The organism is Achromobacter sp. DMS1 (assembly GCF_001270295.1).
Window position 1 is genome coordinate 25676 of sequence record NZ_LHSJ01000019.1, and the last position, 23264, is coordinate 48939.

14 protein-coding genes, 4 tRNA genes, 3 rRNA genes, 1 other RNA gene and 1 other annotated feature are annotated in these 23264 nt (G+C 60.9%); of the genes, 9 read left to right on the top strand and 13 right to left on the bottom strand.

What is annotated here, in order from left to right:
• Positions 1–132 precede the first annotated feature (132 nt).
• From AD428_RS03965 to AD428_RS03975, 3 genes are all read left to right on the top strand, one after another.
• Positions 133–1663 (top strand): 16S ribosomal RNA (locus AD428_RS03965).
• 131 nt (positions 1664–1794) lie between these two features.
• A tRNA-Ile gene (locus AD428_RS03970) sits at positions 1795–1871 on the top strand.
• A 33-nt stretch (positions 1872–1904) separates the two neighbouring features.
• Positions 1905–1980, top strand: a tRNA-Ala gene (locus tag AD428_RS03975).
• 318 nt (positions 1981–2298) lie between these two features.
• Positions 2299–3681 (top strand) — a sequence feature (most likely nonfunctional fraction of RNA operon).
• Positions 3682–3867: 186 nt separating this feature from the next.
• Here the strand turns inward: AD428_RS03975 and AD428_RS03985 are convergent.
• From AD428_RS03985 to AD428_RS04005, 5 genes are all read right to left on the bottom strand, one after another.
• Positions 3868–6749 (bottom strand): 23S ribosomal RNA (locus AD428_RS03985).
• Positions 6750–7067: 318 nt separating this feature from the next.
• Positions 7068–7142: transfer RNA gene (locus tag AD428_RS03990), tRNA-Ala, on the bottom strand.
• A 33-nt stretch (positions 7143–7175) separates the two neighbouring features.
• A tRNA-Ile gene (locus AD428_RS03995) sits at positions 7176–7252 on the bottom strand.
• Between the two features lie 131 nt (positions 7253–7383).
• A 16S ribosomal RNA gene (locus AD428_RS04000) occupies positions 7384–8914 on the bottom strand.
• Positions 8915–9927: 1013 nt separating this feature from the next.
• On the bottom strand, positions 9928–10404 hold the full coding sequence (locus tag AD428_RS04005) for an Lrp/AsnC family transcriptional regulator (protein ID WP_053243999.1): 477 nt from the start codon (positions 10402–10404) through the stop codon (positions 9928–9930).
• A 157-nt stretch (positions 10405–10561) separates the two neighbouring features.
• On the opposite strand from AD428_RS04005, the gene hppD reads away from it, so the two are divergent.
• Positions 10562–11674 carry a 4-hydroxyphenylpyruvate dioxygenase gene (gene hppD, locus AD428_RS04010; RefSeq protein WP_053243998.1) on the top strand — a complete coding sequence of 371 codons (1113 nt, stop codon included), beginning with the start codon at positions 10562–10564 and terminating at the stop codon, positions 11672–11674.
• 123 nt (positions 11675–11797) lie between these two features.
• On the opposite strand, the gene msrA is transcribed toward hppD, so the two are convergent.
• Genes msrA through ilvD form a run of 3 tightly spaced genes read right to left on the bottom strand, consistent with a single transcriptional unit; the run spans position 11798 to position 14408 of the window.
• Positions 11798–12352 carry a peptide-methionine (S)-S-oxide reductase MsrA gene (gene msrA, locus AD428_RS04015; protein WP_053243997.1) on the bottom strand — a complete coding sequence of 185 codons (555 nt, stop codon included), beginning with the start codon at positions 12350–12352 and terminating at the stop codon, positions 11798–11800.
• A gap of 51 nt (positions 12353–12403) precedes the next feature.
• Positions 12404–12739: a c-type cytochrome gene (locus AD428_RS04020; protein WP_053243996.1), complete on the bottom strand. Its 336-nt coding sequence runs from the start codon at positions 12737–12739 to the stop codon at positions 12404–12406.
• On the bottom strand, positions 12723–14408 hold the full coding sequence (gene ilvD / locus AD428_RS04025; RefSeq protein WP_053243995.1) for a dihydroxy-acid dehydratase: 1686 nt from the start codon (positions 14406–14408) through the stop codon (positions 12723–12725). The genes AD428_RS04020 and ilvD overlap by 17 nt, the downstream gene beginning before the upstream one ends.
• 131 nt (positions 14409–14539) lie before the next feature.
• Here ilvD and lgt point away from each other — a divergent pair, with 131 nt between their 5' ends.
• The gene (gene lgt / locus AD428_RS04030; protein ID WP_053243994.1) at positions 14540–15328 is read left to right on the top strand and encodes a prolipoprotein diacylglyceryl transferase; all 789 of its coding nucleotides are present in this window, start codon (positions 14540–14542) and stop codon (positions 15326–15328) included.
• Here the strand turns inward: lgt and AD428_RS04035 are convergent.
• The 4 genes from AD428_RS04035 to AD428_RS04045 form a co-directional block, all read right to left on the bottom strand.
• Entirely contained in the window at positions 15303–16058 is a 756-nt protein-coding gene (locus AD428_RS04035; RefSeq protein ID WP_053243993.1) for an SIMPL domain-containing protein, read from the bottom strand. The two genes, lgt and AD428_RS04035, sit on opposite strands and share 26 nt — an antisense overlap.
• 103 nt (positions 16059–16161) lie before the next feature.
• Positions 16162–16346: non-coding RNA, 6S RNA (gene ssrS / locus AD428_RS24335), on the bottom strand.
• Between the two features lie 48 nt (positions 16347–16394).
• A complete protein-coding gene (locus AD428_RS04040) occupies positions 16395–16706 on the bottom strand; it encodes a cell division protein ZapA (protein ID WP_053243992.1) in 312 nt (103 codons plus the stop codon).
• Positions 16706–17152: a hypothetical protein gene (locus AD428_RS04045; RefSeq protein ID WP_053243991.1), complete on the bottom strand. Its 447-nt coding sequence runs from the start codon at positions 17150–17152 to the stop codon at positions 16706–16708. Before AD428_RS04045 ends, AD428_RS04040 begins: the two co-directional genes overlap by 1 nt.
• A 586-nt stretch (positions 17153–17738) precedes the next feature.
• On the opposite strand from AD428_RS04045, the gene AD428_RS04050 reads away from it, so the two are divergent.
• From AD428_RS04050 to AD428_RS04065, 4 genes are all read left to right on the top strand, one after another.
• A complete protein-coding gene (locus tag AD428_RS04050; protein ID WP_053243990.1) occupies positions 17739–18200 on the top strand; it encodes a tripartite tricarboxylate transporter TctB family protein in 462 nt (153 codons plus the stop codon).
• Positions 18201–18217: 17 nt separating this feature from the next.
• On the top strand, positions 18218–19723 hold the full coding sequence (locus AD428_RS04055) for a tripartite tricarboxylate transporter permease (RefSeq protein WP_053243989.1): 1506 nt from the start codon (positions 18218–18220) through the stop codon (positions 19721–19723).
• A 181-nt stretch (positions 19724–19904) separates the two neighbouring features.
• Positions 19905–21509, top strand: coding sequence for a gamma-glutamyltransferase family protein (locus AD428_RS04060; RefSeq protein ID WP_053243988.1), 1605 nt, complete (start codon positions 19905–19907; stop codon positions 21507–21509).
• A gap of 71 nt (positions 21510–21580) precedes the next feature.
• On the top strand, positions 21581–22486 hold the full coding sequence (locus AD428_RS04065) for an NAD(P)-dependent oxidoreductase (protein ID WP_235489030.1): 906 nt from the start codon (positions 21581–21583) through the stop codon (positions 22484–22486).
• A gap of 52 nt (positions 22487–22538) precedes the next feature.
• Here AD428_RS04065 and AD428_RS04070 read toward each other — a convergent pair whose 3' ends face one another.
• Entirely contained in the window at positions 22539–23171 is a 633-nt protein-coding gene (locus AD428_RS04070; RefSeq protein ID WP_053243986.1) for an FMN-dependent NADH-azoreductase, read from the bottom strand.
• Positions 23172–23264: the final 93 nt, after the last annotated feature.

The following is a 23264-nucleotide window of genomic DNA, read 5'->3' on the forward strand; positions in this document are numbered from 1 at the left end:
GCGCGCAAGAAATCAAGTGCTCACTGAAGTGAAGTACCTTAGATGTCAAGTCTAAGCACATACCTCACTTCCTTTGAGCAAGCGACGTGTTTCCGGCTTAGGCCGGGAGTACGACCAAATATCACAGAGATTGAACTGAAGAGTTTGATCCTGGCTCAGATTGAACGCTAGCGGGATGCCTTACACATGCAAGTCGAACGGCAGCGCGGACTTCGGTCTGGCGGCGAGTGGCGAACGGGTGAGTAATGTATCGGAACGTGCCCAGTAGCGGGGGATAACTACGCGAAAGCGTAGCTAATACCGCATACGCCCTACGGGGGAAAGCGGGGGACCTTCGGGCCTCGCACTATTGGAGCGGCCGATATCGGATTAGCTAGTTGGTGGGGTAACGGCTCACCAAGGCGACGATCCGTAGCTGGTTTGAGAGGACGACCAGCCACACTGGGACTGAGACACGGCCCAGACTCCTACGGGAGGCAGCAGTGGGGAATTTTGGACAATGGGGGCAACCCTGATCCAGCCATCCCGCGTGTGCGATGAAGGCCTTCGGGTTGTAAAGCACTTTTGGCAGGAAAGAAACGGCGCTGGTTAATACCTGGCGCAACTGACGGTACCTGCAGAATAAGCACCGGCTAACTACGTGCCAGCAGCCGCGGTAATACGTAGGGTGCAAGCGTTAATCGGAATTACTGGGCGTAAAGCGTGCGCAGGCGGTTCGGAAAGAAAGATGTGAAATCCCAGGGCTTAACCTTGGAACTGCATTTTTAACTACCGGGCTAGAGTGTGTCAGAGGGAGGTGGAATTCCGCGTGTAGCAGTGAAATGCGTAGATATGCGGAGGAACACCGATGGCGAAGGCAGCCTCCTGGGATAACACTGACGCTCATGCACGAAAGCGTGGGGAGCAAACAGGATTAGATACCCTGGTAGTCCACGCCCTAAACGATGTCAACTAGCTGTTGGGGCCTTCGGGCCTTGGTAGCGCAGCTAACGCGTGAAGTTGACCGCCTGGGGAGTACGGTCGCAAGATTAAAACTCAAAGGAATTGACGGGGACCCGCACAAGCGGTGGATGATGTGGATTAATTCGATGCAACGCGAAAAACCTTACCTACCCTTGACATGTCTGGAATGCCGAAGAGATTTGGCAGTGCTCGCAAGAGAACCGGAACACAGGTGCTGCATGGCTGTCGTCAGCTCGTGTCGTGAGATGTTGGGTTAAGTCCCGCAACGAGCGCAACCCTTGTCATTAGTTGCTACGAAAGGGCACTCTAATGAGACTGCCGGTGACAAACCGGAGGAAGGTGGGGATGACGTCAAGTCCTCATGGCCCTTATGGGTAGGGCTTCACACGTCATACAATGGTCGGGACAGAGGGTTGCCAACCCGCGAGGGGGAGCTAATCCCAGAAACCCGATCGTAGTCCGGATCGCAGTCTGCAACTCGACTGCGTGAAGTCGGAATCGCTAGTAATCGCGGATCAGCATGTCGCGGTGAATACGTTCCCGGGTCTTGTACACACCGCCCGTCACACCATGGGAGTGGGTTTTACCAGAAGTAGTTAGCCTAACCGCAAGGGGGGCGATTACCACGGTAGGATTCATGACTGGGGTGAAGTCGTAACAAGGTAGCCGTATCGGAAGGTGCGGCTGGATCACCTCCTTTCAGAGCGAAGTGCGCGTGTCAAGCGTCCACTCTTATCGGTTGTTTGAAATATAGCTGGGATCGGTTGTGGGCGTAGGTAGAGGGACTCCTCCCTGTGCCGGCAACCCGGACTGCTGATCCGAGAGGGATTTGGGTCTGTAGCTCAGTCGGTTAGAGCACCGTCTTGATAAGGCGGGGGTCGTTGGTTCGAATCCAACCAGACCCACCAGGGATTCTGCGCAGTGCGAGCTGTGTGGGGTAAGGGGGTGTAGCTCAGCTGGGAGAGCGCCTGCTTTGCAAGCAGGAAGTCATCGGTTCGATCCCGTTCACCTCCACCATTGCCGGCTGTGGCCGGGGGTGGGCAGGTCTGGGGCCTGGTAGAGGCTAACTCATAGCGCTGTGGTGCATCCGCGGGGTGGTGCAGTGTTATGAGTTGGGTTTTACTCAACAGCTATATTTGTTCTTTAACAATCAGGAAGAAGCACAACAAAGAAAGTATTCACGAGTCGTTTGCGCGAGCGAACGCGGGTGAATACGGGTTGTGATTGCATATATTGTTCCAAGTCTCAAGACTGGGGAGAGATCCCTGGGCTGCTTTGAAACTTATGAACGGCACAAACGCTATACTCAGCGTCCTATAGCCTACAGCGTTATAGGATCAAGCGACTAAGTGCATATGGTGGATGCCTTGGCGATCACAGGCGAAGAAGGACGTGGTAGCCTGCGAAAAGCTGCGGGGAGCTGGCAAACAAGCATTGATCCGCAGATGTCCGAATGGGGAAACCCACTGCGCAAGCAGTATCCCTGGCTGAATACATAGGCCAGCGGAGGCGAACCGGGTGAACTGAAACATCTCAGTAGCTCGAGGAAAAGAAATCAACCGAGATTCCGAAAGTAGTGGCGAGCGAAATCGGAAGAGCCTTTACGATTTAGCGTGTGCGATAGTCGAACGGGATGGAAAGCCCGGCCGTAGCAGGTGATAGCCCTGTAGGCGAAATCGCGCATGTGGAACTAAGCGTAAGAGAAGTAGGGCGGGACACGTGAAATCCTGTTTGAAGATGGGGGGACCATCCTCCAAGGCTAAATACTCGTGATCGACCGATAGTGAACCAGTACCGTGAGGGAAAGGCGAAAAGAACCCCGGAAGGGGAGTGAAATAGATCCTGAAACCGTATGCATACAAACAGTAGGAGCCTCCTTGAGGGGTGACTGCGTACCTTTTGTATAATGGGTCAGCGACTTACATTCAGTGGCGAGGTTAACCGGATAGGGAAGCCGTAGCGAAAGCGAGTCCGAACAGGGCGATTCAGTCGCTGGGTGTAGACCCGAAACCAGATGATCTATCCATGGCCAGGTTGAAGGCACGGTAACACGTGCTGGAGGACCGAACCCACTAATGTTGAAAAATTAGGGGATGAGCTGTGGATAGGGGTGAAAGGCTAAACAAATCTGGAAATAGCTGGTTCTCTCCGAAAACTATTTAGGTAGTGCCTCAAGTATTACTGCGGGGGGTAGAGCACTGTTATGGCTAGGGGGTCATGGCGACTTACCAAACCATGGCAAACTCCGAATACCCGCAAGTAGAGCTTGGGAGACAGAGCACCGGGTGCTAACGTCCGGACTCAAGAGGGAAACAACCCAGACCGCCAGCTAAGGTCCCGAATTATCGCTAAGTGGGAAACGAAGTGGGAAGGCATAGACAGTCAGGAGGTTGGCTTAGAAGCAGCCATCCTTTAAAGAAAGCGTAATAGCTCACTGATCGAGTCGTCCTGCGCGGAAGATGTAACGGGGCTAAGCGATAAACCGAAGCTGCGGGTGTGTACTTTGTACACGCGGTAGGAGAGCGTTCTGTAAGCCTGCGAAGGTGGCTTGTAAANAAAAACAAAACCCCGCAGCGGTTGGGCTGCGGGGTTTTGAGGGATAAAAGCCTGACGATGACCTACTTTCACAGACGTGCGTCCACTATCATCGGCGCGAAGGCGTTTCACTGTCCTGTTCGGGATGGGAAGGAGTGGTACCACCTTGCTATGGTCGTCAGGCGTAACGGGTTGAGCGGCCGGGGTTGTGGGCCAACCGCTCCAATCTGGGAAGAAGCACAGGCTGCGCGCAGCGATCGGGCTGCGCGGCAGCAAGGGTTGTGTTTGCCAAGGGTGCTGGCCGCTGACGAGGCGGCGGGCACATTGAACGGCGCGCTACACAGCAACGCTCATAACCATCAGGGTTATAGGATCAAGCCGCACGGGCAATTAGTATCGGTTAGCTTAACGCATTACTGCGCTTCCACACCCGACCTATCAACGTCCTGGTCTCGAACGACCCTTCAGGGGGATCAAGTCCCCGGGATACCTAATCTTCAGACGAGTTTCCCGCTTAGATGCCTTCAGCGGTTATCTCTTCCGTACTTAGCTACCCGGCAATGCCATTGGCATGACAACCGGTACACCAGAGGTACGTCCACTCCGGTCCTCTCGTACTAGGAGCAGGCTCCGTCAAGTATCCAACGCCCACGGCAGATAGGGACCAAACTGTCTCACGACGTTTTAAACCCAGCTCACGTACCTCTTTAAATGGCGAACAGCCATACCCTTGGGACCGGCTACAGCCCCAGGATGAGATGAGCCGACATCGAGGTGCCAAACACCGCCGTCGATATGAACTCTTGGGCGGTATCAGCCTGTTATCCCCAGAGTACCTTTTATCCGTTGAGCGATGGCCCTTCCATTCAGAACCACCGGATCACTATGTCCTGCTTTCGCACCTGTTCGACTTGTCAGTCTCACAGTCAAGCACGCTTATGCCATTGCACTATCAGCACGATTTCCGACCGTACCTAGCGTACCTTCGAACTCCTCCGTTACACTTTGGGAGGAGACCGCCCCAGTCAAACTGCCCACCATGCACTGTCCCCGACCCGGATAACGGGCCTAGGTTAGAACCGCAAACAAACCAGGGTGGTATTTCAAGGATGGCTCCACGTGATCTGGCGACCACGCTTCAAAGCCTCCCACCTATCCTACACAGGCCGGTTCACAGTCCAATGCAAAGCTACAGTAAAGGTTCATGGGGTCTTTCCGTCTAGCCGCGGGGAGATTGCATCATCACAAACATTTCAACTTCGCTGAGTCTCAGGAGGAGACAGTGTGGCCATCGTTACGCCATTCGTGCAGGTCGGAACTTACCCGACAAGGAATTTCGCTACCTTAGGACCGTTATAGTTACGGCCGCCGTTTACCGGGGCTTCGATCAAGAGCTTGCACCCCATCACTTAACCTTCCGGCACCGGGCAGGCGTCACACCCTATACGTCGACTTTCGTCTTTGCAGAGTGCTGTGTTTTTAATAAACAGTCGCAGCCACCGATTCTCTGCGACCCCATCATGCTCAGCGCGCAGGCGCCTCACACTACCGGGGTATACCTTCTCCCGAAGTTACGGTATCAATTTGCCGAGTTCCTTCTCCTGAGTTCTCTCAAGCGCCTTGGAATATTCATCCCGTCCACCTGTGTCGGTTTGCGGTACGGTCTCGTACAGCTGAAGCTTAGAGGCTTTTCTTGGAACCACTTCCAATCACTTCGCAAGCTCATGCTCGCTCGCGCCACACCCTTGATTCACGCGCCCGGATTTGCCTAAGCGCCATCTTCGATGCAGCAACAGGGACATCCAACACCCTGATGATCTTCCGCAATCCGTCCCCCCATCGCACTGTACGACGGTGCTGGAATATTAACCAGCTTCCCATCAGCTACGCATCTCTGCCTCGCCTTAGGGGCCGACTCACCCTGCGCCGATGAACGTTGCGCAGGAAACCTTGGACTTACGGCGAGAGGGCTTTTCACCCTCTTTATCGCTACTCATGTCAGCATTCGCACTTCTGATACCTCCAGCAGCCTTTACAAGCCACCTTCGCAGGCTTACAGAACGCTCTCCTACCGCGTGTACAAAGTACACACCCGCAGCTTCGGTTTATCGCTTAGCCCCGTTACATCTTCCGCGCAGGACGACTCGATCAGTGAGCTATTACGCTTTCTTTAAAGGATGGCTGCTTCTAAGCCAACCTCCTGACTGTCTATGCCTTCCCACTTCGTTTCCCACTTAGCGATAATTCGGGACCTTAGCTGGCGGTCTGGGTTGTTTCCCTCTTGAGTCCGGACGTTAGCACCCGGTGCTCTGTCTCCCAAGCTCTACTTGCGGGTATTCGGAGTTTGCCATGGTTTGGTAAGTCGCCATGACCCCCTAGCCATAACAGTGCTCTACCCCCCGCAGTAATACTTGAGGCACTACCTAAATAGTTTTCGGAGAGAACCAGCTATTTCCAGATTTGTTTAGCCTTTCACCCCTATCCACAGCTCATCCCCTAATTTTTCAACATTAGTGGGTTCGGTCCTCCAGCACGTGTTACCGTGCCTTCAACCTGGCCATGGATAGATCATCTGGTTTCGGGTCTACACCCAGCGACTGAATCGCCCTGTTCGGACTCGCTTTCGCTACGGCTTCCCTATCCGGTTAACCTCGCCACTGAATGTAAGTCGCTGACCCATTATACAAAAGGTACGCAGTCACCCCTCAAGGAGGCTCCTACTGTTTGTATGCATACGGTTTCAGGATCTATTTCACTCCCCTTCCGGGGTTCTTTTCGCCTTTCCCTCACGGTACTGGTTCACTATCGGTCGATCACGAGTATTTAGCCTTGGAGGATGGTCCCCCCATCTTCAAACAGGATTTCACGTGTCCCGCCCTACTTCTCTTACGCTTAGTTCCACATGCGCGATTTCGCCTACAGGGCTATCACCTGCTACGGCCGGGCTTTCCATCCCGTTCGACTATCGCACACGCTAAATCGTAAAGGCTCTTCCGATTTCGCTCGCCACTACTTTCGGAATCTCGGTTGATTTCTTTTCCTCGAGCTACTGAGATGTTTCAGTTCACCCGGTTCGCCTCCGCTGGCCTATGTATTCAGCCAGGGATACTGCTTGCGCAGTGGGTTTCCCCATTCGGACATCTGCGGATCAATGCTTGTTTGCCAGCTCCCCGCAGCTTTTCGCAGGCTACCACGTCCTTCTTCGCCTGTGATCGCCAAGGCATCCACCATATGCACTTAGTCGCTTGATCCTATAACGCTGTAGGCTATAGGACGCTGAGTATAGCGTTTGTGCCGTTCATAAGTTTCAAAGCAGCCCAGGGATCTCTCCCCAGTCTTGAGACTTGGAACAATATATGCAATCACAACCCGTATTCACCCGCGTTCGCTCGCGCAAACGACTCGTGAATACTTTCTTTGTTGTGCTTCTTCCTGATTGTTAAAGAACAAATATAGCTGTTGAGTAAAACCCAACTCATAACACTGCACCACCCCGCGGATGCACCACAGCGCTATGAGTTAGCCTCTACCAGGCCCCAGACCTGCCCACCCCCGGCCACAGCCGGCAATGGTGGAGGTGAACGGGATCGAACCGATGACTTCCTGCTTGCAAAGCAGCGCTCTCCCAGCTGAGCTACACCCCCTTACCCCACACAGCTCGCACTGCGCAGAATCCCTGGTGGGTCTGGTTGGATTCGAACCAACGACCCCCGCCTTATCAAGACGGTGCTCTAACCGACTGAGCTACAGACCCAAATCCCTCTCGGATCAGCAGTCCGGGTTGCCGGCACAGGGAGGAGTCCCTCTACCTACGCCCACAACCGATCCCAGCTATATTTCAAACAACCGATAAGAGTGGACGCTTGACACGCGCACTTCGCTCTGAAAGGAGGTGATCCAGCCGCACCTTCCGATACGGCTACCTTGTTACGACTTCACCCCAGTCATGAATCCTACCGTGGTAATCGCCCCCCTTGCGGTTAGGCTAACTACTTCTGGTAAAACCCACTCCCATGGTGTGACGGGCGGTGTGTACAAGACCCGGGAACGTATTCACCGCGACATGCTGATCCGCGATTACTAGCGATTCCGACTTCACGCAGTCGAGTTGCAGACTGCGATCCGGACTACGATCGGGTTTCTGGGATTAGCTCCCCCTCGCGGGTTGGCAACCCTCTGTCCCGACCATTGTATGACGTGTGAAGCCCTACCCATAAGGGCCATGAGGACTTGACGTCATCCCCACCTTCCTCCGGTTTGTCACCGGCAGTCTCATTAGAGTGCCCTTTCGTAGCAACTAATGACAAGGGTTGCGCTCGTTGCGGGACTTAACCCAACATCTCACGACACGAGCTGACGACAGCCATGCAGCACCTGTGTTCCGGTTCTCTTGCGAGCACTGCCAAATCTCTTCGGCATTCCAGACATGTCAAGGGTAGGTAAGGTTTTTCGCGTTGCATCGAATTAATCCACATCATCCACCGCTTGTGCGGGTCCCCGTCAATTCCTTTGAGTTTTAATCTTGCGACCGTACTCCCCAGGCGGTCAACTTCACGCGTTAGCTGCGCTACCAAGGCCCGAAGGCCCCAACAGCTAGTTGACATCGTTTAGGGCGTGGACTACCAGGGTATCTAATCCTGTTTGCTCCCCACGCTTTCGTGCATGAGCGTCAGTGTTATCCCAGGAGGCTGCCTTCGCCATCGGTGTTCCTCCGCATATCTACGCATTTCACTGCTACACGCGGAATTCCACCTCCCTCTGACACACTCTAGCCCGGTAGTTAAAAATGCAGTTCCAAGGTTAAGCCCTGGGATTTCACATCTTTCTTTCCGAACCGCCTGCGCACGCTTTACGCCCAGTAATTCCGATTAACGCTTGCACCCTACGTATTACCGCGGCTGCTGGCACGTAGTTAGCCGGTGCTTATTCTGCAGGTACCGTCAGTTGCGCCAGGTATTAACCAGCGCCGTTTCTTTCCTGCCAAAAGTGCTTTACAACCCGAAGGCCTTCATCGCACACGCGGGATGGCTGGATCAGGGTTGCCCCCATTGTCCAAAATTCCCCACTGCTGCCTCCCGTAGGAGTCTGGGCCGTGTCTCAGTCCCAGTGTGGCTGGTCGTCCTCTCAAACCAGCTACGGATCGTCGCCTTGGTGAGCCGTTACCCCACCAACTAGCTAATCCGATATCGGCCGCTCCAATAGTGCGAGGCCCGAAGGTCCCCCGCTTTCCCCCGTAGGGCGTATGCGGTATTAGCTACGCTTTCGCGTAGTTATCCCCCGCTACTGGGCACGTTCCGATACATTACTCACCCGTTCGCCACTCGCCGCCAGACCGAAGTCCGCGCTGCCGTTCGACTTGCATGTGTAAGGCATCCCGCTAGCGTTCAATCTGAGCCAGGATCAAACTCTTCAGTTCAATCTCTGTGATATTTGGTCGTACTCCCGGCCTAAGCCGGAAACACGTCGCTTGCTCAAAGGAAGTGAGGTATGTGCTTAGACTTGACATCTAAGGTACTTCACTTCAGTGAGCACTTGATTTCTTGCGCGCCACGAGCCCGAAGCCCGTGTCGTGCAACGCACCAAGCGCCCACACTTATCGGTTGTTCAATTGTTAAAGAGCAAATACCGCAAACTGCCTACTACCACCTGCCGAACAACTCGCTGCGTCGTTCAAAGCAGAGAAACGAGATTATGAAGAAGTTTTTTTCGTCTGTCAAGTCAGCGTCGCTTACCGCCCTACGCCCACCCAACCGTCGACACCCCTTCAGGTCCCGCCTCGGCAGCTCCCGAAACCCCAGGCCCCTATCGCGATCGCGGCATCACAACCTCGACCACAACTTCGGGTAAACCCTGACGTTTCGGCAACCGCCAAGCCCGACACGATAACACAATTTTTGCAGTCCGTGCAACCAACACATCGCCGATCACACCGCTTCCCGCAACCCGCAACCGTCGGCCCCATCGGACTCACACGCATCGCCAGCCTTTGCATTACCGTTCGGTCGACCACCAACGCAGTCCAGACCACCCATCCGGGTAAACCCTGACGCTGCGTCACCAGCCAAGCCCAAGACTATAGCATAACTTTTGCAAACCACGCAACCGACTTCTGCCTGAATTGCGCACTGCCTTGCAAAAATCACGTGGCCCCCTGCACCGCAGAACCCCGCGCCTTGCCTTGCCCTGCCGCACCGCCCCGCTTCAATTTCCGGGCCCAGCGGCAAGGGAGCGAGACTATAGCACAGATTTTTTGCGTGTGTGGCGAGGCGGGCGAAAAGATCAAAAAGTCCATGCCGCACTGGCGCCGCCTGCCCGCCGTAGCCTGCCCCCCATCTTACTTAACTTATATAGCCCCCTACCCCCTATATATATGCCACCGCCTCCCCTGCTCCACAGGGAGATGCCTGAAAGCGCCTGACGGACCGGCCCCTACAGCCGCAGTTCCGTGGTTTCCTTGATCTGCTGCAGGGCGAAGAAGGAGCGCATATCCACGACGGCGGGGTGGCGCATGAGGGTGTCCATGGCGAAGCGGGAAAAATGCGCCAGGTCGGCGACCTGGATGCGCAGCAGGTAATCCATGTCGCCCGACATGGCGTAGCACTCCACCACTTCGGGCCAGAGTTGCACGTCGCGGGCGAAGTCGTTCATGGGCGCGTGGCTGGATCCGCTGGTCTTGTTGAGGCGGATGTTCACGTAGGCCAGCAGGCCCAGCCCGACCTTTTCGGCGTCGATGAGCGCCACGTATTTCTTGATGAACCCTTTTTCTTCCAGACGCCTGACCCGGCGCAGGCAGGGACTGGGGGACAGGGACACGCGATCGGCGAGCTCCTGGTTGCTCAGGCGCCCGTCGCGCTGCAATTCGGCCAGTATCCGGAGATCTGTCCGATCGAGCTCTATGTCAGACATATTCTTGCCTCCAATAGGTATATTTCGGCAATATTATTGCTCAAACACCACAGTTTTGCGCCATCTTTGCAATTGTCTGCCTGGGTTTCCTTCCTACAATCTCTTCCTCAGACAGGACGCCGAGGCGTCTTCGAACAACGATGCAAGGGAGCAGACAATGAGCAGCGCCTTCCAGCCCTGGGACAACCCGATGGGCACCGCCGGGTTTGAATTCATTGAATACGCCGCGCCGGACCCCGCGGCGTTGCGCAAGGTTTTTGAAACGCTGGGCTTCAAAGCCATCGCGCGCCACCGCCACAAGGACGTGACCCTGTACCGCCAGGGCGGCGTGAATTTCCTGATCAATGCGGAGCCCGATTCTTTCGCGCAGCGGTTCGCGCGCCTGCACGGTCCATCGATCTGTGCCATTGCGTTCCGGGTGCAGGATGCCAACGCGGCGTACAAGCGCGCGCTGGAACTGGGCGCCTGGGGCTTCGATTCGCACAGCGGCCCCATGGAACTGAACATTCCCGCCATCAAGGGGATCGGCGATTCGCTGATCTACCTGGTGGATCGCTGGAAAGGCAAGGAAGGCCATGGCGGCATCGGCGACATCAGCATCTATGACGTGGATTTCGTGCCGCTGGATCCGGCCAACGCCAAGTCCGACCTGACGCACCGCGGCGCGGGACTGACCCTGGTCGACCACCTGACCCACAACGTGCACAAGGGCCGCATGGCGGAATGGGCGGAGTTCTATGAGCGCCTGTTCAACTTCCGCGAAGTGCGCTATTTCGACATCGAAGGCAAGGTCACCGGCGTGAAGTCCAAGGCCATGACCTCGCCCTGCGGCAACATCCGCATCCCGATCAACGAGGAAGGCACGGACGAGAAGGGCCAGATCCAGGAATACCTGGACCTGTACCGTGGCGAAGGCATCCAGCATATCGCCATGGCGACCGACGACATCTATGCCACGGTGGAAGCGCTGCGCGCCAACGGCGTGGCGTTCCTGGACACGCCGGACACCTATTACGAACTGCTGGACCGCCGCCTGCCCGGCCACGGCGAGGATGTGGGCCGTCTGCAGAAGAACCGCATCCTGCTGGACGGCGCCCCCGACGGCGGCCTGCTGCTGCAGATCTTCACCGAGAACCAGATCGGCCCCATCTTCTTCGAGATCATCCAGCGCAAGGGCAACGACGGTTTCGGCGAGGGCAACTTCAAGGCCCTGTTCGAGTCGATCGAACTGGACCAGATGCGCCGCGGCGTGCTCAAGGCGGTCGAGTAAGAACTTCCCCTGGCAGCGCCGGCCTCCTGCATGAGCCGGCGCCGGCCCTTGAAACCTCGCCTGCCCGGCGAGGTTTTTTTGCCATGGAGAACCGCAAGCAAGCCGGCCGGTGCGGCGGCAGGCTCAGCGGCTCAGGCGGTCCTGGAACTGCTTGCGGAACTTCGCCACCTTGGGCGCGATGACGAACTGGCAGTAGCCCTGTTCGGGATGCAGCGCGAAGTAGTCGCGGTGGTAGTCTTCGGCAGGCCAGAAGGTGGCCGGCGGCAACAGCCTGGTGACGATGGGCGCGTCGTAGATTTTCTGCGCCTCGACCTCGGCGATGACGGCCTGCGCCTGGTCGCGCTGCGCGTCGCTCTGCCAGAAGATGGCGGATTCGTACTGCGGACCGACGTCGTTGCCCTGGCGGCCCGGCGTGGTGGGGTCGTGCGTGGCGAAGAAGACGCGCAGCAGGTCGCCGTAGGACAGCACGGCAGGATCGAACTCGATCCGCGCGACTTCGATATGGCCGGTGTCTTTGCCGCACACCTGCTCGTAGGTGGGGTTGTCCACGTGTCCGCCGGCATAGCCGGGCAACACGCTGACGACCCCTTTCAGGTCCTTGAAGACCGCTTCCACGCACCAGAAGCAGCCGCCGCCCAGGACGGCGACCTCACGACCCGGGGTTGCTTGTTCCGCCATGATGATTTCCTTTTCGATGAATGGCCGCTTCAGGCCGGAGCCGGGCCGGGATCAGGGTTTCGCGGGCGCGAGAGAGAGAATCCACTCGGCCAGGCGATGAGCGTCGTCGGGGCTGACTTGCGTCTGCGCCGGCATGGGCACGGCGCCCCAGGCACCCCGCCCGCCGCCGCGGATCTTGCCGGCAAGATACTCCACCATGGCGTCGCCCTGGCCCGCATAGCGTTCGGCCACGCTGCGCAGCGGCGGCCCCACCCGCTTTACGTCCACCTGATGGCAAGCCATACAGGCTTTGCGCTTGGCCAGGTCCGGGCCGGTGGTCTGGGCATGAGCCGCGCCCGTTGCCGCCATGCACAGCAAAATCCCCCAAAAACTAGCTCTCAAACGCATCGGTTACTGCCCCACGGCTCGCGGTGCTGGCGAGCCTGCCGAACTTGGCAAGCACACCGCGTGTATAACGCGGCTTGGGCGGAACCCAGGCCTGGCGACGAACCGCCATTTCTTCGTCGCTGATGTTGAGCTGCAGCAGCAGCTTGTGGGCATCGATGGTAACCGAATCGCCCTCCCGTATCAGCGCGATGGGGCCGCCCACGAAGGCTTCCGGCGCCACGTGGCCGACGACCATGCCCCAGGTGCCGCCCGAAAAACGACCGTCGGTGATGAGGCCCACGCTTTCGCCCAGCCCCTGCCCCACCAGCGCCGAGGTGGGTGCCAGCATTTCACGCATGCCGGGACCGCCCTTGGGGCCCTCGTAGCGGATGACCACCACGTCGCCGGCGACGATCCGGCGCGCCATGATGGCTTTCATGGCCTCGTCTTCGGAATCGAAGACCCGCGCCGGTCCGGTGATGACGGGATTCTTCAGGCCCGTGATCTTGGCCACGCAGCCTTCAGGCGAAAGATTGCCCTTGAGGATGGCCAGGTGCCCCTGCGGATACAGGGCCTGGTCGATGGGGCGGATCACGTCCTGCCCGGCGCGGGGCGACGACGGCACGCCGGCAAGCGTTTCGGCGATGGTCTTGCCGGTGATGGTGATGCAGTCGCCGTGCAGCAGGCCCGCGTCGAGCAGCAGCTTCATGACCTGGGGAATGCCGCCCGCGCGATGCAGGTCGGTGGCGACGTAGCGCCCCGAGGGCTTGAGGTCGCAGATCACGGGCACGCGCTGGCGGATGCGCTCGAAATCGTCGATGGTCCATTCGACTTCGGCCGCGTGGGCAATGGCCAAGAAGTGCAGCACCGCATTGGTCGAGCCGCCGGTGGCCATGATGACCGACACCGCGTTTTCGATGGATTCACGGGTGATGATGTCGCGCGGCCGCAGGTTGCGCCGCACGGCCTCGACCAGCACGCGCGCCGATTCCGCCGCCGAGGCGACCTTTTCTTCGTCCTCGTTGGCCATGGTGCTCGAATACGGCAGGCTCATGCCCAGCGCCTCGAAGGCGGAACTCATGGTGTTGGCCGTGTACATGCCGCCACAGGAACCCGAACCCGGAATGGCGCAGCGCTCTATCTGCCTGAAATCCGCTTCGTCCATGCGGCCCATGGTGTATTCGCCCACGGCCTCGAACACCGACACGATGGTGAGGTCCTGGCCCTTGTAGCGCCCCGGCTTAATGGTGCCGCCATAGACGTAGATGCCCGGCACGTTCATGCGCGCGAGCGCGATCATGCCGCCCGGCATGTTCTTGTCGCAGCCGCCGATGACGACCACGCCGTCCATCCACTGGCCCTGGGCGGCGGTTTCGATACAGTCGGCGATGACCTCGCGCGAGACGAGGGAGTATTTCATGCCTTCGGTGCCCATGGACATGCCGTCGGAAACGGTGGGCGTGCCGAAGACCTGGGGATTGGCCCGCGCCTGGCGGATGGCGGCGATCGCCGCGTCTGCCAGACGCTGCAGCCCGCTGTTGCAGGGGGTGATGGTGGAATGGCCATTGGCCACGCCGATCATCGGGTTTTCGAAATCGGCTTCCTGGTATCCCAGGGCGTAATACATGGCGCGGTTGGGCGCGCGCTCGACCCCCTGGGTGACATGGCGGGAACGTTCGTTGTTCGGCATGGTCTGGTCTCCTGTCGGCCTTCGGGGCTCAGATGCGGCAGACGGGGGCCGGCGGGCGGGCCGGCTCTCGGGGCGCGGGTCTTCGCGGCTTGCCGGTTATTATCATTCAACTTTTTTCTGCCGGGCGGAACATGCTGCAATATCCCCAATTCGACCCCGTGGCCCTGCGCATCGGGCCTCTGGCCATTCATTGGTACGGCCTGATGTACCTGGTTGGCTTCGCCCTCGTTTATCTGCTGGGCCGCCGGCGGATCGTGCATGGGCACGCCACGCCGCTGACCGCGCGCGATCTCGAAGACCTGATCTTCTACAGCGTGCTGGGGGTGGTGCTCGGCGGACGGCTGGGCTATGTCCTGTTCTACAAGCCCGACTACTACATGGCGCACCCGCTGGAGGTCCTGTATCTCTGGGAAGGCGGCATGTCGTTCCACGGCGGCCTGATCGGCGTGATCCTTGTGATGTTGCTGTTCGCGCGCAAGAAGTCGCTGCCTTTTTTCGCGGTGAGCGATTTCATCGCGCCGCTGATCCCGCTGGGGCTGGGTTTCGGCCGCCTGGGCAATTTCATCAACGGCGAGCTGTGGGGCCGGCCCGGCAATGTGCCGTGGGCCATGGTGTTCCCGCAAAGCGGCGACGGCCTGCCGCGCCATCCGTCGCAGCTCTACGAGCTGGGGCTGGAAGGCATCGTGCTCTTCGCGCTGATGTGGTGGTTTTCCAGCAAGCCGCGCCCGCTGGGACAGGTGAGCGCGCTGTTCCTGATCGGCTACGGAACCTTCCGCTTCCTGGTGGAGTTCACCCGCGAGCCGGACAATTTCCTGGGCCTGCTCGCGGGCGGGTTGAGCATGGGCCAGTGGCTGTCCCTGCCCATGGTGGCGCTGGGCGCCGTGCTCTTCGTGTTTACTGCAAAACGATCGTCCCATTGACGGCCACGCTCACCGTGACGTTGCCCGCATCGAGGGGAACGTCCGGGCTGTAGGCGCCGCCGGCGTCCTTGGCCATGGCCTGGGTGGCCATCATGCGCGGCATGGGCGCCGCGCCGCCCGAACCGCCGAGCTCGAGCTTGCTCAGGCGGTAGCCCGTGAATCCGAACGCGTTGGCGGCCGCCAGGGCGCGCTCCTTGAAAGCCTGGGCGGCTTCCTTGAGCAGCTTGCGCTCTTCGGCCTCGCGCGCGGCGCGCGACAGCGAGAAGCTGATGTTGCTGATGGCCGTCTTGTCGGACAGCCTGGACGCCAACGCGGCCGCGGCATCGAAATCCTTGGATTCGAGAATGATCTCTCCCTGGCCGCGCCAGGAGCTGATCTTGCCCTTGTTATTGGTATTGGGCCAGACGTGGAAACCGCCCGTGCGCACGTCGACGCCCTTGGTTTCCCGCGCGCGCTTGGCGACGTCGTCCAGGGCGGCGGTGAGCTTCTTGCCGGCCGCGGGCTGGTCGGGCGCATCCACTTCCGCGGACAGCGTGATGCGGACGGTGTCCTGCTTGACTTCGGAGGAGGCCATGGCCTGCAGCGTCATTTCAGGTGCGCGGCTGGCCGGCGCCTCGGCGGCCGGGTTGTCTTGCGCCTGCGCGAAAGCGGGCTGGGCCGCGCCGATGGCGGCCACGGCCGCGCACGCCGCGCCGAGACGGGTCAGCGAGGAGAGTGGATTCTTGAGCATGGACGGGTCCTGGAAGCGAGGACAAGGAAGGGAAGGAAAAAACGTCTGGGAACGTCCGGGGAGGGATCCGGAGCGACCTGCGCCATGGCAGGTCCGCCAGGAAAGATGCCCCACCTGTGCCGTCTAGGCCGGCATCTCGAACCGTGAGGTTCAAGGTGGTCGCGTTCCGTAGAGCTTCGGGTTCGTCTACGGGAGACGATCGCGCCCGCTCTGCACTCCCGCAACCAATATGCCATAAGACATAGGTTCAGAGAATGTATGGCCAAGTCACGAACACGGCAGGGACAAACTGAAAATACTGCGTGGAACGGTACTGCGCCGCGCCGCCCGCGGCGGCTACAGCAGCTTTTCCTGACCCGACAAGGCGTCATCGAGTACTGCGTTCATGTCCTCGATTCTACGCTTGAAGTCGCCGACCGCCAAACCGCCCAGCGGGCCGTCGGGCGCCTTCATGGCCAGCAGCTCGCCCGCGATCTGCAGGGCGGCCATGACGGCGATGCGTTCGTTGCTCGACACCTTGCCCGTGCCCTGGATGCGCAGCATGAGCTGGTCTACGTGCCGGACCGCGGCCAGCAGCGTGGGTTTTTCCTCGGGCGAGCAGGCCAGCGAATAATCGCGCCCGAGTATGGTGACATCTATGCGTTCCATCAGTGTTGCTCTCCAGACGGCGCGCCCGGCAGGCGGGCCAGCACGGCGTCGATGCGCTCGCGGGCCGAGGCGGCCGCCACGCGCAGCCGCTGCAATTCGGTGTCGCGGCTCTGCAGGCTGCCTTGCAGCTCGCTCTCGCGGGCGGCGTAGCGGGCTTCCAGCGACTGGCGCTCGGAGATTTCACGCGCGAGCTGCTCGCGCAGGGAAGACTCGACCTGCTGCGCCTGCTCCAGCATGGCGCTGACGGCGCCGTCGTGATCGCGCAGCTTCGCTTGCAGCTCGGTGATTTCGGCTTCGCGCTCGGCGGCCCGCTGCTTGAGCGTGCGCTGTTCCGCTTCGAAGTCATTCACGCGTGCGCGCAACGCGTCACGCTCGGCGTGGAGTTGCCGGGTGCGTTGCACCAGTTGCCCGATCCGGGCGGCGAGTTGGTCTAGGTCTTGCAGCATGGGCGCTATCGTAAACCATCCTGAACCTGATCGGGCCTCTTCACGCAAGGTGAGAAACCCGGCAATATTCAGTAGGAAATGTCTCTGGGATTACTGCGGGCTATCGCGCGGCGCGAACGTTAACCGATTCCGGCCGCACTGGAAAAGTCCTGTTGGAACCAGGGATTCATCCTTGCGGCGGATGGACAAAACCAAAGCGTGCGGTCCCGTCCGCGCGCGCCGGCAACGAACATGCCCGCACCGCCGCAACCGCCGGCCGCGCCGAAACCGCCACAGCCGCTTTCGCTTTTCTTTCGCCTAACTTTCACTTAGCTTTCAAATAGCCCTCAATCTGGCCGCCCCGTAACATTTGGGGGTCAGGAGTTCCCGTATTTTAGGGAAAACCCCAAGCTTTCACACAGCTTACAGGGTTTGCAGCATGCCGACGCTCCATTACCATTCGGCCTTTCAAGAAGCCCGGCCTTCGCTTTCATAAGAATTCATGGCACGCCCAAGTGCCTTTTTTGTGCCTGTCATTTGTCTTTCGGCATCCCGGCAGCGCCACCCGTTTTTTCATCTACATGCTGTAAACAGGAGCCAACCAATCATGCAGCTACGAAATCGACAGGATTTCTGGTCGGGGGTGATGTTCATCGCCCTCGGACTGGGATTCGCCTGGGGCGCAACGAGCTATCAAATGGGCACCGCGGCCCGCATGGGTCCGGGATACTTTCCTTTCTGGCTGGGCCTGGTGCTCGCGCTGCTGGGGGCGATCGTCCTGCTGGGCTCGCTTTCCAAGAACGCGGAAGACACGCATGTCGACAAGTTCGACTGGCGCATCGTATTTCTCATCGTCGGATCCGTGATCTTCTACGGCCTGGTGCTGAAGTTCCTGGGCGTATACATCTCGGTCTTCCTGCTGGTGGTCATCTGCAGCATGGCCAGCCATGAGTTCAACCTCAAGGTCGCTGTCGCCAACGGCATCTTCCTCGTCGTGTTCACCTATCTGGCGTTCATCAAGGGTCTGGGACTCATCTTCCCGCTGTGGCCGTCGTTTCTGGGTAATTAAGTAAGGAGCTACCGGTCATGGAATTGCTGGATCACCTGATGATGGGTTTCTCGGTGGCGTTCACGCCCGAGAACCTCGCCTACGCCCTGCTGGGCTGCATTCTGGGCACGCTGATCGGCGTGCTGCCGGGCATCGGCCCGGTTCCCACCATCGCGATGCTGCTGCCGATCACGTACGTGCTGCCTCCGGTGGCCGGCCTGATCATGCTGGCGGGCATCTACTACGGCGCGCAGTATGGCGGCTCGACCACGGCCATCCTGGTCGCGCTTCCGGGCGAAACGTCCGCCGTGGTGACGGTGCTGGACGGGCACCAGATGGCGCGCAACGGACGCGCGGGCGCCGCGCTGGCCATCGCCGCGCTGGGTTCGTTCTTCGCCGGCTGCGTGGCCACCCTGCTGCTGGCCGCCTTCGCGCCCCCGCTGGCCGAGGTCGCCTTCAAGTTCGGCCCTGCGGAATACTTCTCGCTGATGTGCCTGGGCCTGGTGGGCGCCGTGGTGCTGGCTTCGGGCTCGCTGCCCAAGGCCATCGCGATGATCATCCTCGGCCTGCTGCTGGGCATGGTGGGCACCGACGTGAACTCGGGCGTGGCGCGCTATGACTTCGGCATCCCCGAGCTGCAGGACGGCATCGACTTCGCCATCGTGGCCATGGGCGTGTTCGGCTTCGCCGAAATCATGACCAACCTCGAGCAGAAGGAAAACCGCGTCGACATCACCGACAAGATCGGCTCGCTGTACCCCAACAAGCAGGAATTCAAGGAAGCGGCCCCGGCCGTGGTCCGCGGCACGGCGCTGGGTTCGGCGCTGGGCATCCTGCCGGGCGGCGGCGCGGTGCTGTCCTCGTTCGCCTCCTATACGCTGGAAAAGAAGATCTCCAAGAATCCGGAGCGCTTCGGCAAGGGCCACCCCGCGGGCCTGGCCGGCCCCGAGTCGGCCAACAACGCCGCCGCGCAGACCTCGTTCATCCCGCTGCTGACCCTGGGTATCCCGGGCAACGCCGTGATGGCCCTGATGGTCGGCGCGATGACCATCCACAACATCCAGCCCGGCCCGCAGGTCATGACCAGCCACCCCGAGCTGTTCTGGGGCCTGATCGCCTCCATGTGGATCGGCAACCTGATGCTGGTGGTGCTGAACCTGCCGCTGATCGGCCTGTGGGTCAAGCTGCTGAAAGTGCCCTACCGCATCCTGTTCCCGGCGATCCTGGTGTTCTGCACGATCGGCGTGTATTCGCTGAACTACAACTCGTTCGACATCTTCACCACCGCCATCTTCGGCATCGTGGGCTACCTGTGGGCCAAGCTGAAGTGCGAAGGCGCCCCGCTGCTGCTGGGCCTGGTGCTGGGCCCCATGATGGAAGAAAACTTCCGTCGCGCCCTGCTGCTGTCGCGCGGCGACTTCTCCACCTTCGTGACGCGCCCGCTGTCGGCCACCCTGCTGGCGATCGCGGTGTTCCTGGTGGTGCTGGTGGCGCTGCCCGCCATCCGCAAGAAGCGCGAAGAAACCTTCGTCGAGGAAGACTGATCCGCGTGCTCCGGACCGCCCCGCGGGCGGTCCCACGCGATCTGGAACCCCGGGGCCCGCCCCGGGGTTTCTTTTTGCGCCATCGTCACAAATTTCCAATAAAAACAATGCGCTACAAAATGTGCAACCCCGGCGGACTTCTACGTTAAGCTACGGGTTTACCCCCAAGCGATCGTTCGCCATGAATTTCGACTGGAGCAACCCCTATCTCACGACGCGGATTCCAGTATTTGCCCGCAACATCGTCGCAACCTCGCAGCCCCTGGCCGCTCAGGCCGGACTGCGCATCCTGTCCCAGGGCGGAAACGCCGTGGACGCGGCCATCGCCGCGGCGGCCACGCTGGCGCTGACCGAGCCGGTCAGCAACGGCCTGGGCTCGGACTGCTTTGCCATCGTCTGGGACGGCTCCCGCCTGCACGGGCTCAACGCCTCCGGCACCGCCCCCACGGCCTGGAACCCCGATTATTTCCGCCGCAAGCACCAGGGGCGGATCCCCATGCGCGGCTGGGACAGCGTGACGGTGCCCGGCTGCGTGGCAGGCTGGGCGGCGTTGCACGAAAAACTGGGCCGGCTCGCGTTTGCCGACATCCTGGCGCCGGCCATCGAGTATGCCGAACGCGGCTTTGCGGTAAGTCCCGTGGTGCAGCGGAAGTGGGCCGCGCAGGCCGACCTGCTGCAGCCCCAGCCGGGCTTCGCCGAACACTTCCTGCCGCGCGGGCGCGCGCCGCAGGTGGGCGAACACTTCGTGCTGCGCGGCGCCGCCGACACGCTCAAGCGCATCGCCGCCACCACCGGCCGCGATTTCTACGAGGGCGAAACCGCGCACAAGCTGGTGGCTCACGCCCAGGCGCACGATGCCGCGCTCACGCTGGCGGACCTGGGCGACTATGCGCCGCAGTGGGTCGAGCCCATCGGCATGGCCTACCGCGGCCACACCGTGCACCAGATCCCCCCCAACGGCCAGGGCATCGCGGCGCTGATCGCCCTGGGCATCCTGCAGCACTTCGACCTGGCGTCGCGGCCCGTCGACCATCCCCAGACCCAGCACATCCTCATTGAAGCCGTGAAGCTGGCCTTCGCCGACGTGTACGCCCAGGTGGCCGACGCGCGCCACATGCGCGTCACGCCCGCGCAGATGCTGGACCCCGCCTATCTGGCGCAGCGGGCCCGCCTCATCGACCTGGACCGCGCCCAGGACTTCGCCGCCGGCCATGCGCCCCAAGGCGGCACGGTGTATCTCACGACGGCGGACCGCTGCGGCATGATGGTGAGCTTCATCCAATCCAACTACATGGGCTTCGGGTCGGGCGTGGTGGTGCCGGGCACGGGCGTCAGCCTGCAGAACCGCGGATGCGGCTTCAGCACCGAACCGTCGCATCCCAACGTGGTGGCGGGCGGCAAGCGGCCTTTCCACACCATCATTCCGGCGTTTCTCATGCGCGACGGCGCGCCGCTCATGAGCTTCGGCGTCATGGGCGGCAACATGCAGCCGCAAGGCCAGGTGCAGGCGCTCGTGCGCATGCTCGATTACGGCCAGCAGCCCCAGGCCGCCTGCGACGCGCCGCGGTGGAAGTGGAATCACGGGCTGGCGGTGGACGTGGAGCCGGCGCTTTCCGCCCAGGCGGCACAGGGCTTGCGGGTGCGCGGGCACGTGCTCGAAGGCATGGACGATCCGTATATGGATTTCGGCTCGGGCCAGTTCATCTGGCGCCTGGGGGATCCCGCCGTGGACGGCTACGTGAGCGCCAGCGACAGCCGCCGCGACGGACTCGCCGCGGGCTTTTGATTGCGTTAAGGTTAGGGGCTGTTCGCCCTACGGCCTTTTCTCACCATCCCATATCAAGCGGAGCCTTCTGCATGGCATCGATCGGCACCAAGAACTACGAACCCACCGTGGCCCGGAAAGTCGCCTTCCTGGGCCTGGGCGTCATGGGGCTGCCCATGGCCGGCCACCTGGCGCGCGCCGGGCACGACGTGACCGTCTACAACCGCAGCCCTGGAAAAGCGCGGGCCTGGGTCGAGGAATTCGGCGGGCGCAGCGCCCCCACCCCGCGCGAGGCAGCGGCACCGGCGCGCAAATCGTGTTCGCCTGCGTGGGCAACGACGACGAGTGGCCAGCGTGGTGCTGGGCGCGGATGGCGCGTTTGCGGGCATGGCCCCGGGCGCGGTGTTCGTCGATCACACCAGGCCTCGGCCGACGTGGCGCGCGAACTGTACGCCAAGGCCAAGGAACTGGGGCTCAACTTCGTGGATGCCCCCGTTTCCGGGGGCCAGGCGGGCGCGGTCAACGGCGTGCTGACCATCATGTGCGGCGGCGAGCAGGCGGTGTTCGACGCCATCAAGCCGGTGGCCGAGGCGTTCGGCCGGGCGGTCACGCTGGTGGGCGCGCCGGGCGCAGGCCAGCTCGCCAAGATGGTCAACCAGATCTGCATCGCGGGCATCGTGCAGGGCTTGTCGGAAGCCATTGCGTTCGGCCAGGCCGCCGGACTCGACATGAAGCTGGTGCTCGATGTCATCAGCAAGGGCGCGGCGCAGAGCTGGCAAATGGAGAACCGCGGCGGCACGATGGTCGACGACAAGTTCGACTTCGGCTTTGCCGTGGACTGGATGCGCAAAGACCTGGGGCTGGTGCTGGCCGAGGCCCGCAACAACGGCGCGCGCCTGCCCCTGACGGCCCTGGTCGACCAGTTCTATGGCGATGTGCAGAAAATGGGCGGCGGCCGCTGGGACACCTCCAGCCTCATCAAGCGCCTGCGCGACTGACCCGCGCTCCGGCAAACCCGGCCCCGCACCGGCGCGAGGCCGCCGCCGGGCTTCAGGCAGCCTGCAGGCCGTCGACGGGCGCGTGCAGGCCGAGCGCGTCGATGCGTTCCCGCGCCTGGGCGAGCCCTTCCAGCACCGACGCCTCGCCCATCGCCATGCCTTCGGCGGCGATGAACGTCACGTTGTCCATGCCCAGAAAGCCCAGTATCTGGCGCAGGTACGGCGTCAGCGTGTCGGACGCCGTGCCCGCGGCCTTGCCGCCCCGCGACGTCAGCACGACGACTTCCTTGCCCTTTACCAGCCCTTCGGGCACGCCCTCTGGCGTATAACGGAACGTGACTCCCGCACGGGCCACCTGGTCGAGGTAGCTCTTGAACTGCGCAGGCAGGCTGAAGTTGTAGACAGGCACGGCGAAAACGATACGGTCGGCCTGCATCAGCTCGGCCACCAGCGCGTCGCTGCGCTCGACGATGCGTTGCTGCTCCACGCTGCGGGTTTCCGGCGGCGTGAAGAGCGCGCCCGCGGCGGCTCCGTCGAAGTACGGAATGGGATCGGCCGCCAGGTCGCGCACGGTAATGCGCGCGGCGGGATCGCCCTGCTTCACGCGCAGGACCAGGTGATCGGCCAGCTTCCGGCTGTGGGAGCGCTCGCCAAGAATCGAGGACAGGATGACGAGGGTATGCATGAGGGATATCTCCAGGTTCGGTCGCCCGGCGCCGGCGATCGGACCGGCGGCTGCGCAGGCATGGGCTCCACTGTAGACCCTCGAATTATTTAC

Coding starts and splice junctions, on each gene's coding strand:
- AD428_RS04050 (WP_053243990.1), top strand. CDS start 17,739: ATGCAGCTACGAAATCGACAGGATTTCTGGTCGGGGGTGATGTTCATC.
- AD428_RS04020 (WP_053243996.1), bottom strand. CDS start 12,739: ATGCGTTTGAGAGCTAGTTTTTGGGGGATTTTGCTGTGCATGGCGGCA.
- msrA (WP_053243997.1), bottom strand. CDS start 12,352: ATGGCGGAACAAGCAACCCCGGGTCGTGAGGTCGCCGTCCTGGGCGGC.
- lgt (WP_053243994.1), top strand. CDS start 14,540: ATGCTGCAATATCCCCAATTCGACCCCGTGGCCCTGCGCATCGGGCCT.
- AD428_RS04070 (WP_053243986.1), bottom strand. CDS start 23,171: ATGCATACCCTCGTCATCCTGTCCTCGATTCTTGGCGAGCGCTCCCAC.
- AD428_RS04055 (WP_053243989.1), top strand. CDS start 18,218: ATGGAATTGCTGGATCACCTGATGATGGGTTTCTCGGTGGCGTTCACG.
- ilvD (WP_053243995.1), bottom strand. CDS start 14,408: ATGCCGAACAACGAACGTTCCCGCCATGTCACCCAGGGGGTCGAGCGC.
- hppD (WP_053243998.1), top strand. CDS start 10,562: ATGAGCAGCGCCTTCCAGCCCTGGGACAACCCGATGGGCACCGCCGGG.
- AD428_RS04035 (WP_053243993.1), bottom strand. CDS start 16,058: ATGCTCAAGAATCCACTCTCCTCGCTGACCCGTCTCGGCGCGGCGTGC.
- AD428_RS04005 (WP_053243999.1), bottom strand. CDS start 10,404: ATGTCTGACATAGAGCTCGATCGGACAGATCTCCGGATACTGGCCGAA.
- AD428_RS04065 (WP_235489030.1), top strand. CDS start 21,581: ATGGCATCGATCGGCACCAAGAACTACGAACCCACCGTGGCCCGGAAA.
- AD428_RS04060 (WP_053243988.1), top strand. CDS start 19,905: ATGAATTTCGACTGGAGCAACCCCTATCTCACGACGCGGATTCCAGTA.
- AD428_RS04045 (WP_053243991.1), bottom strand. CDS start 17,152: ATGCTGCAAGACCTAGACCAACTCGCCGCCCGGATCGGGCAACTGGTG.
- AD428_RS04040 (WP_053243992.1), bottom strand. CDS start 16,706: ATGGAACGCATAGATGTCACCATACTCGGGCGCGATTATTCGCTGGCC.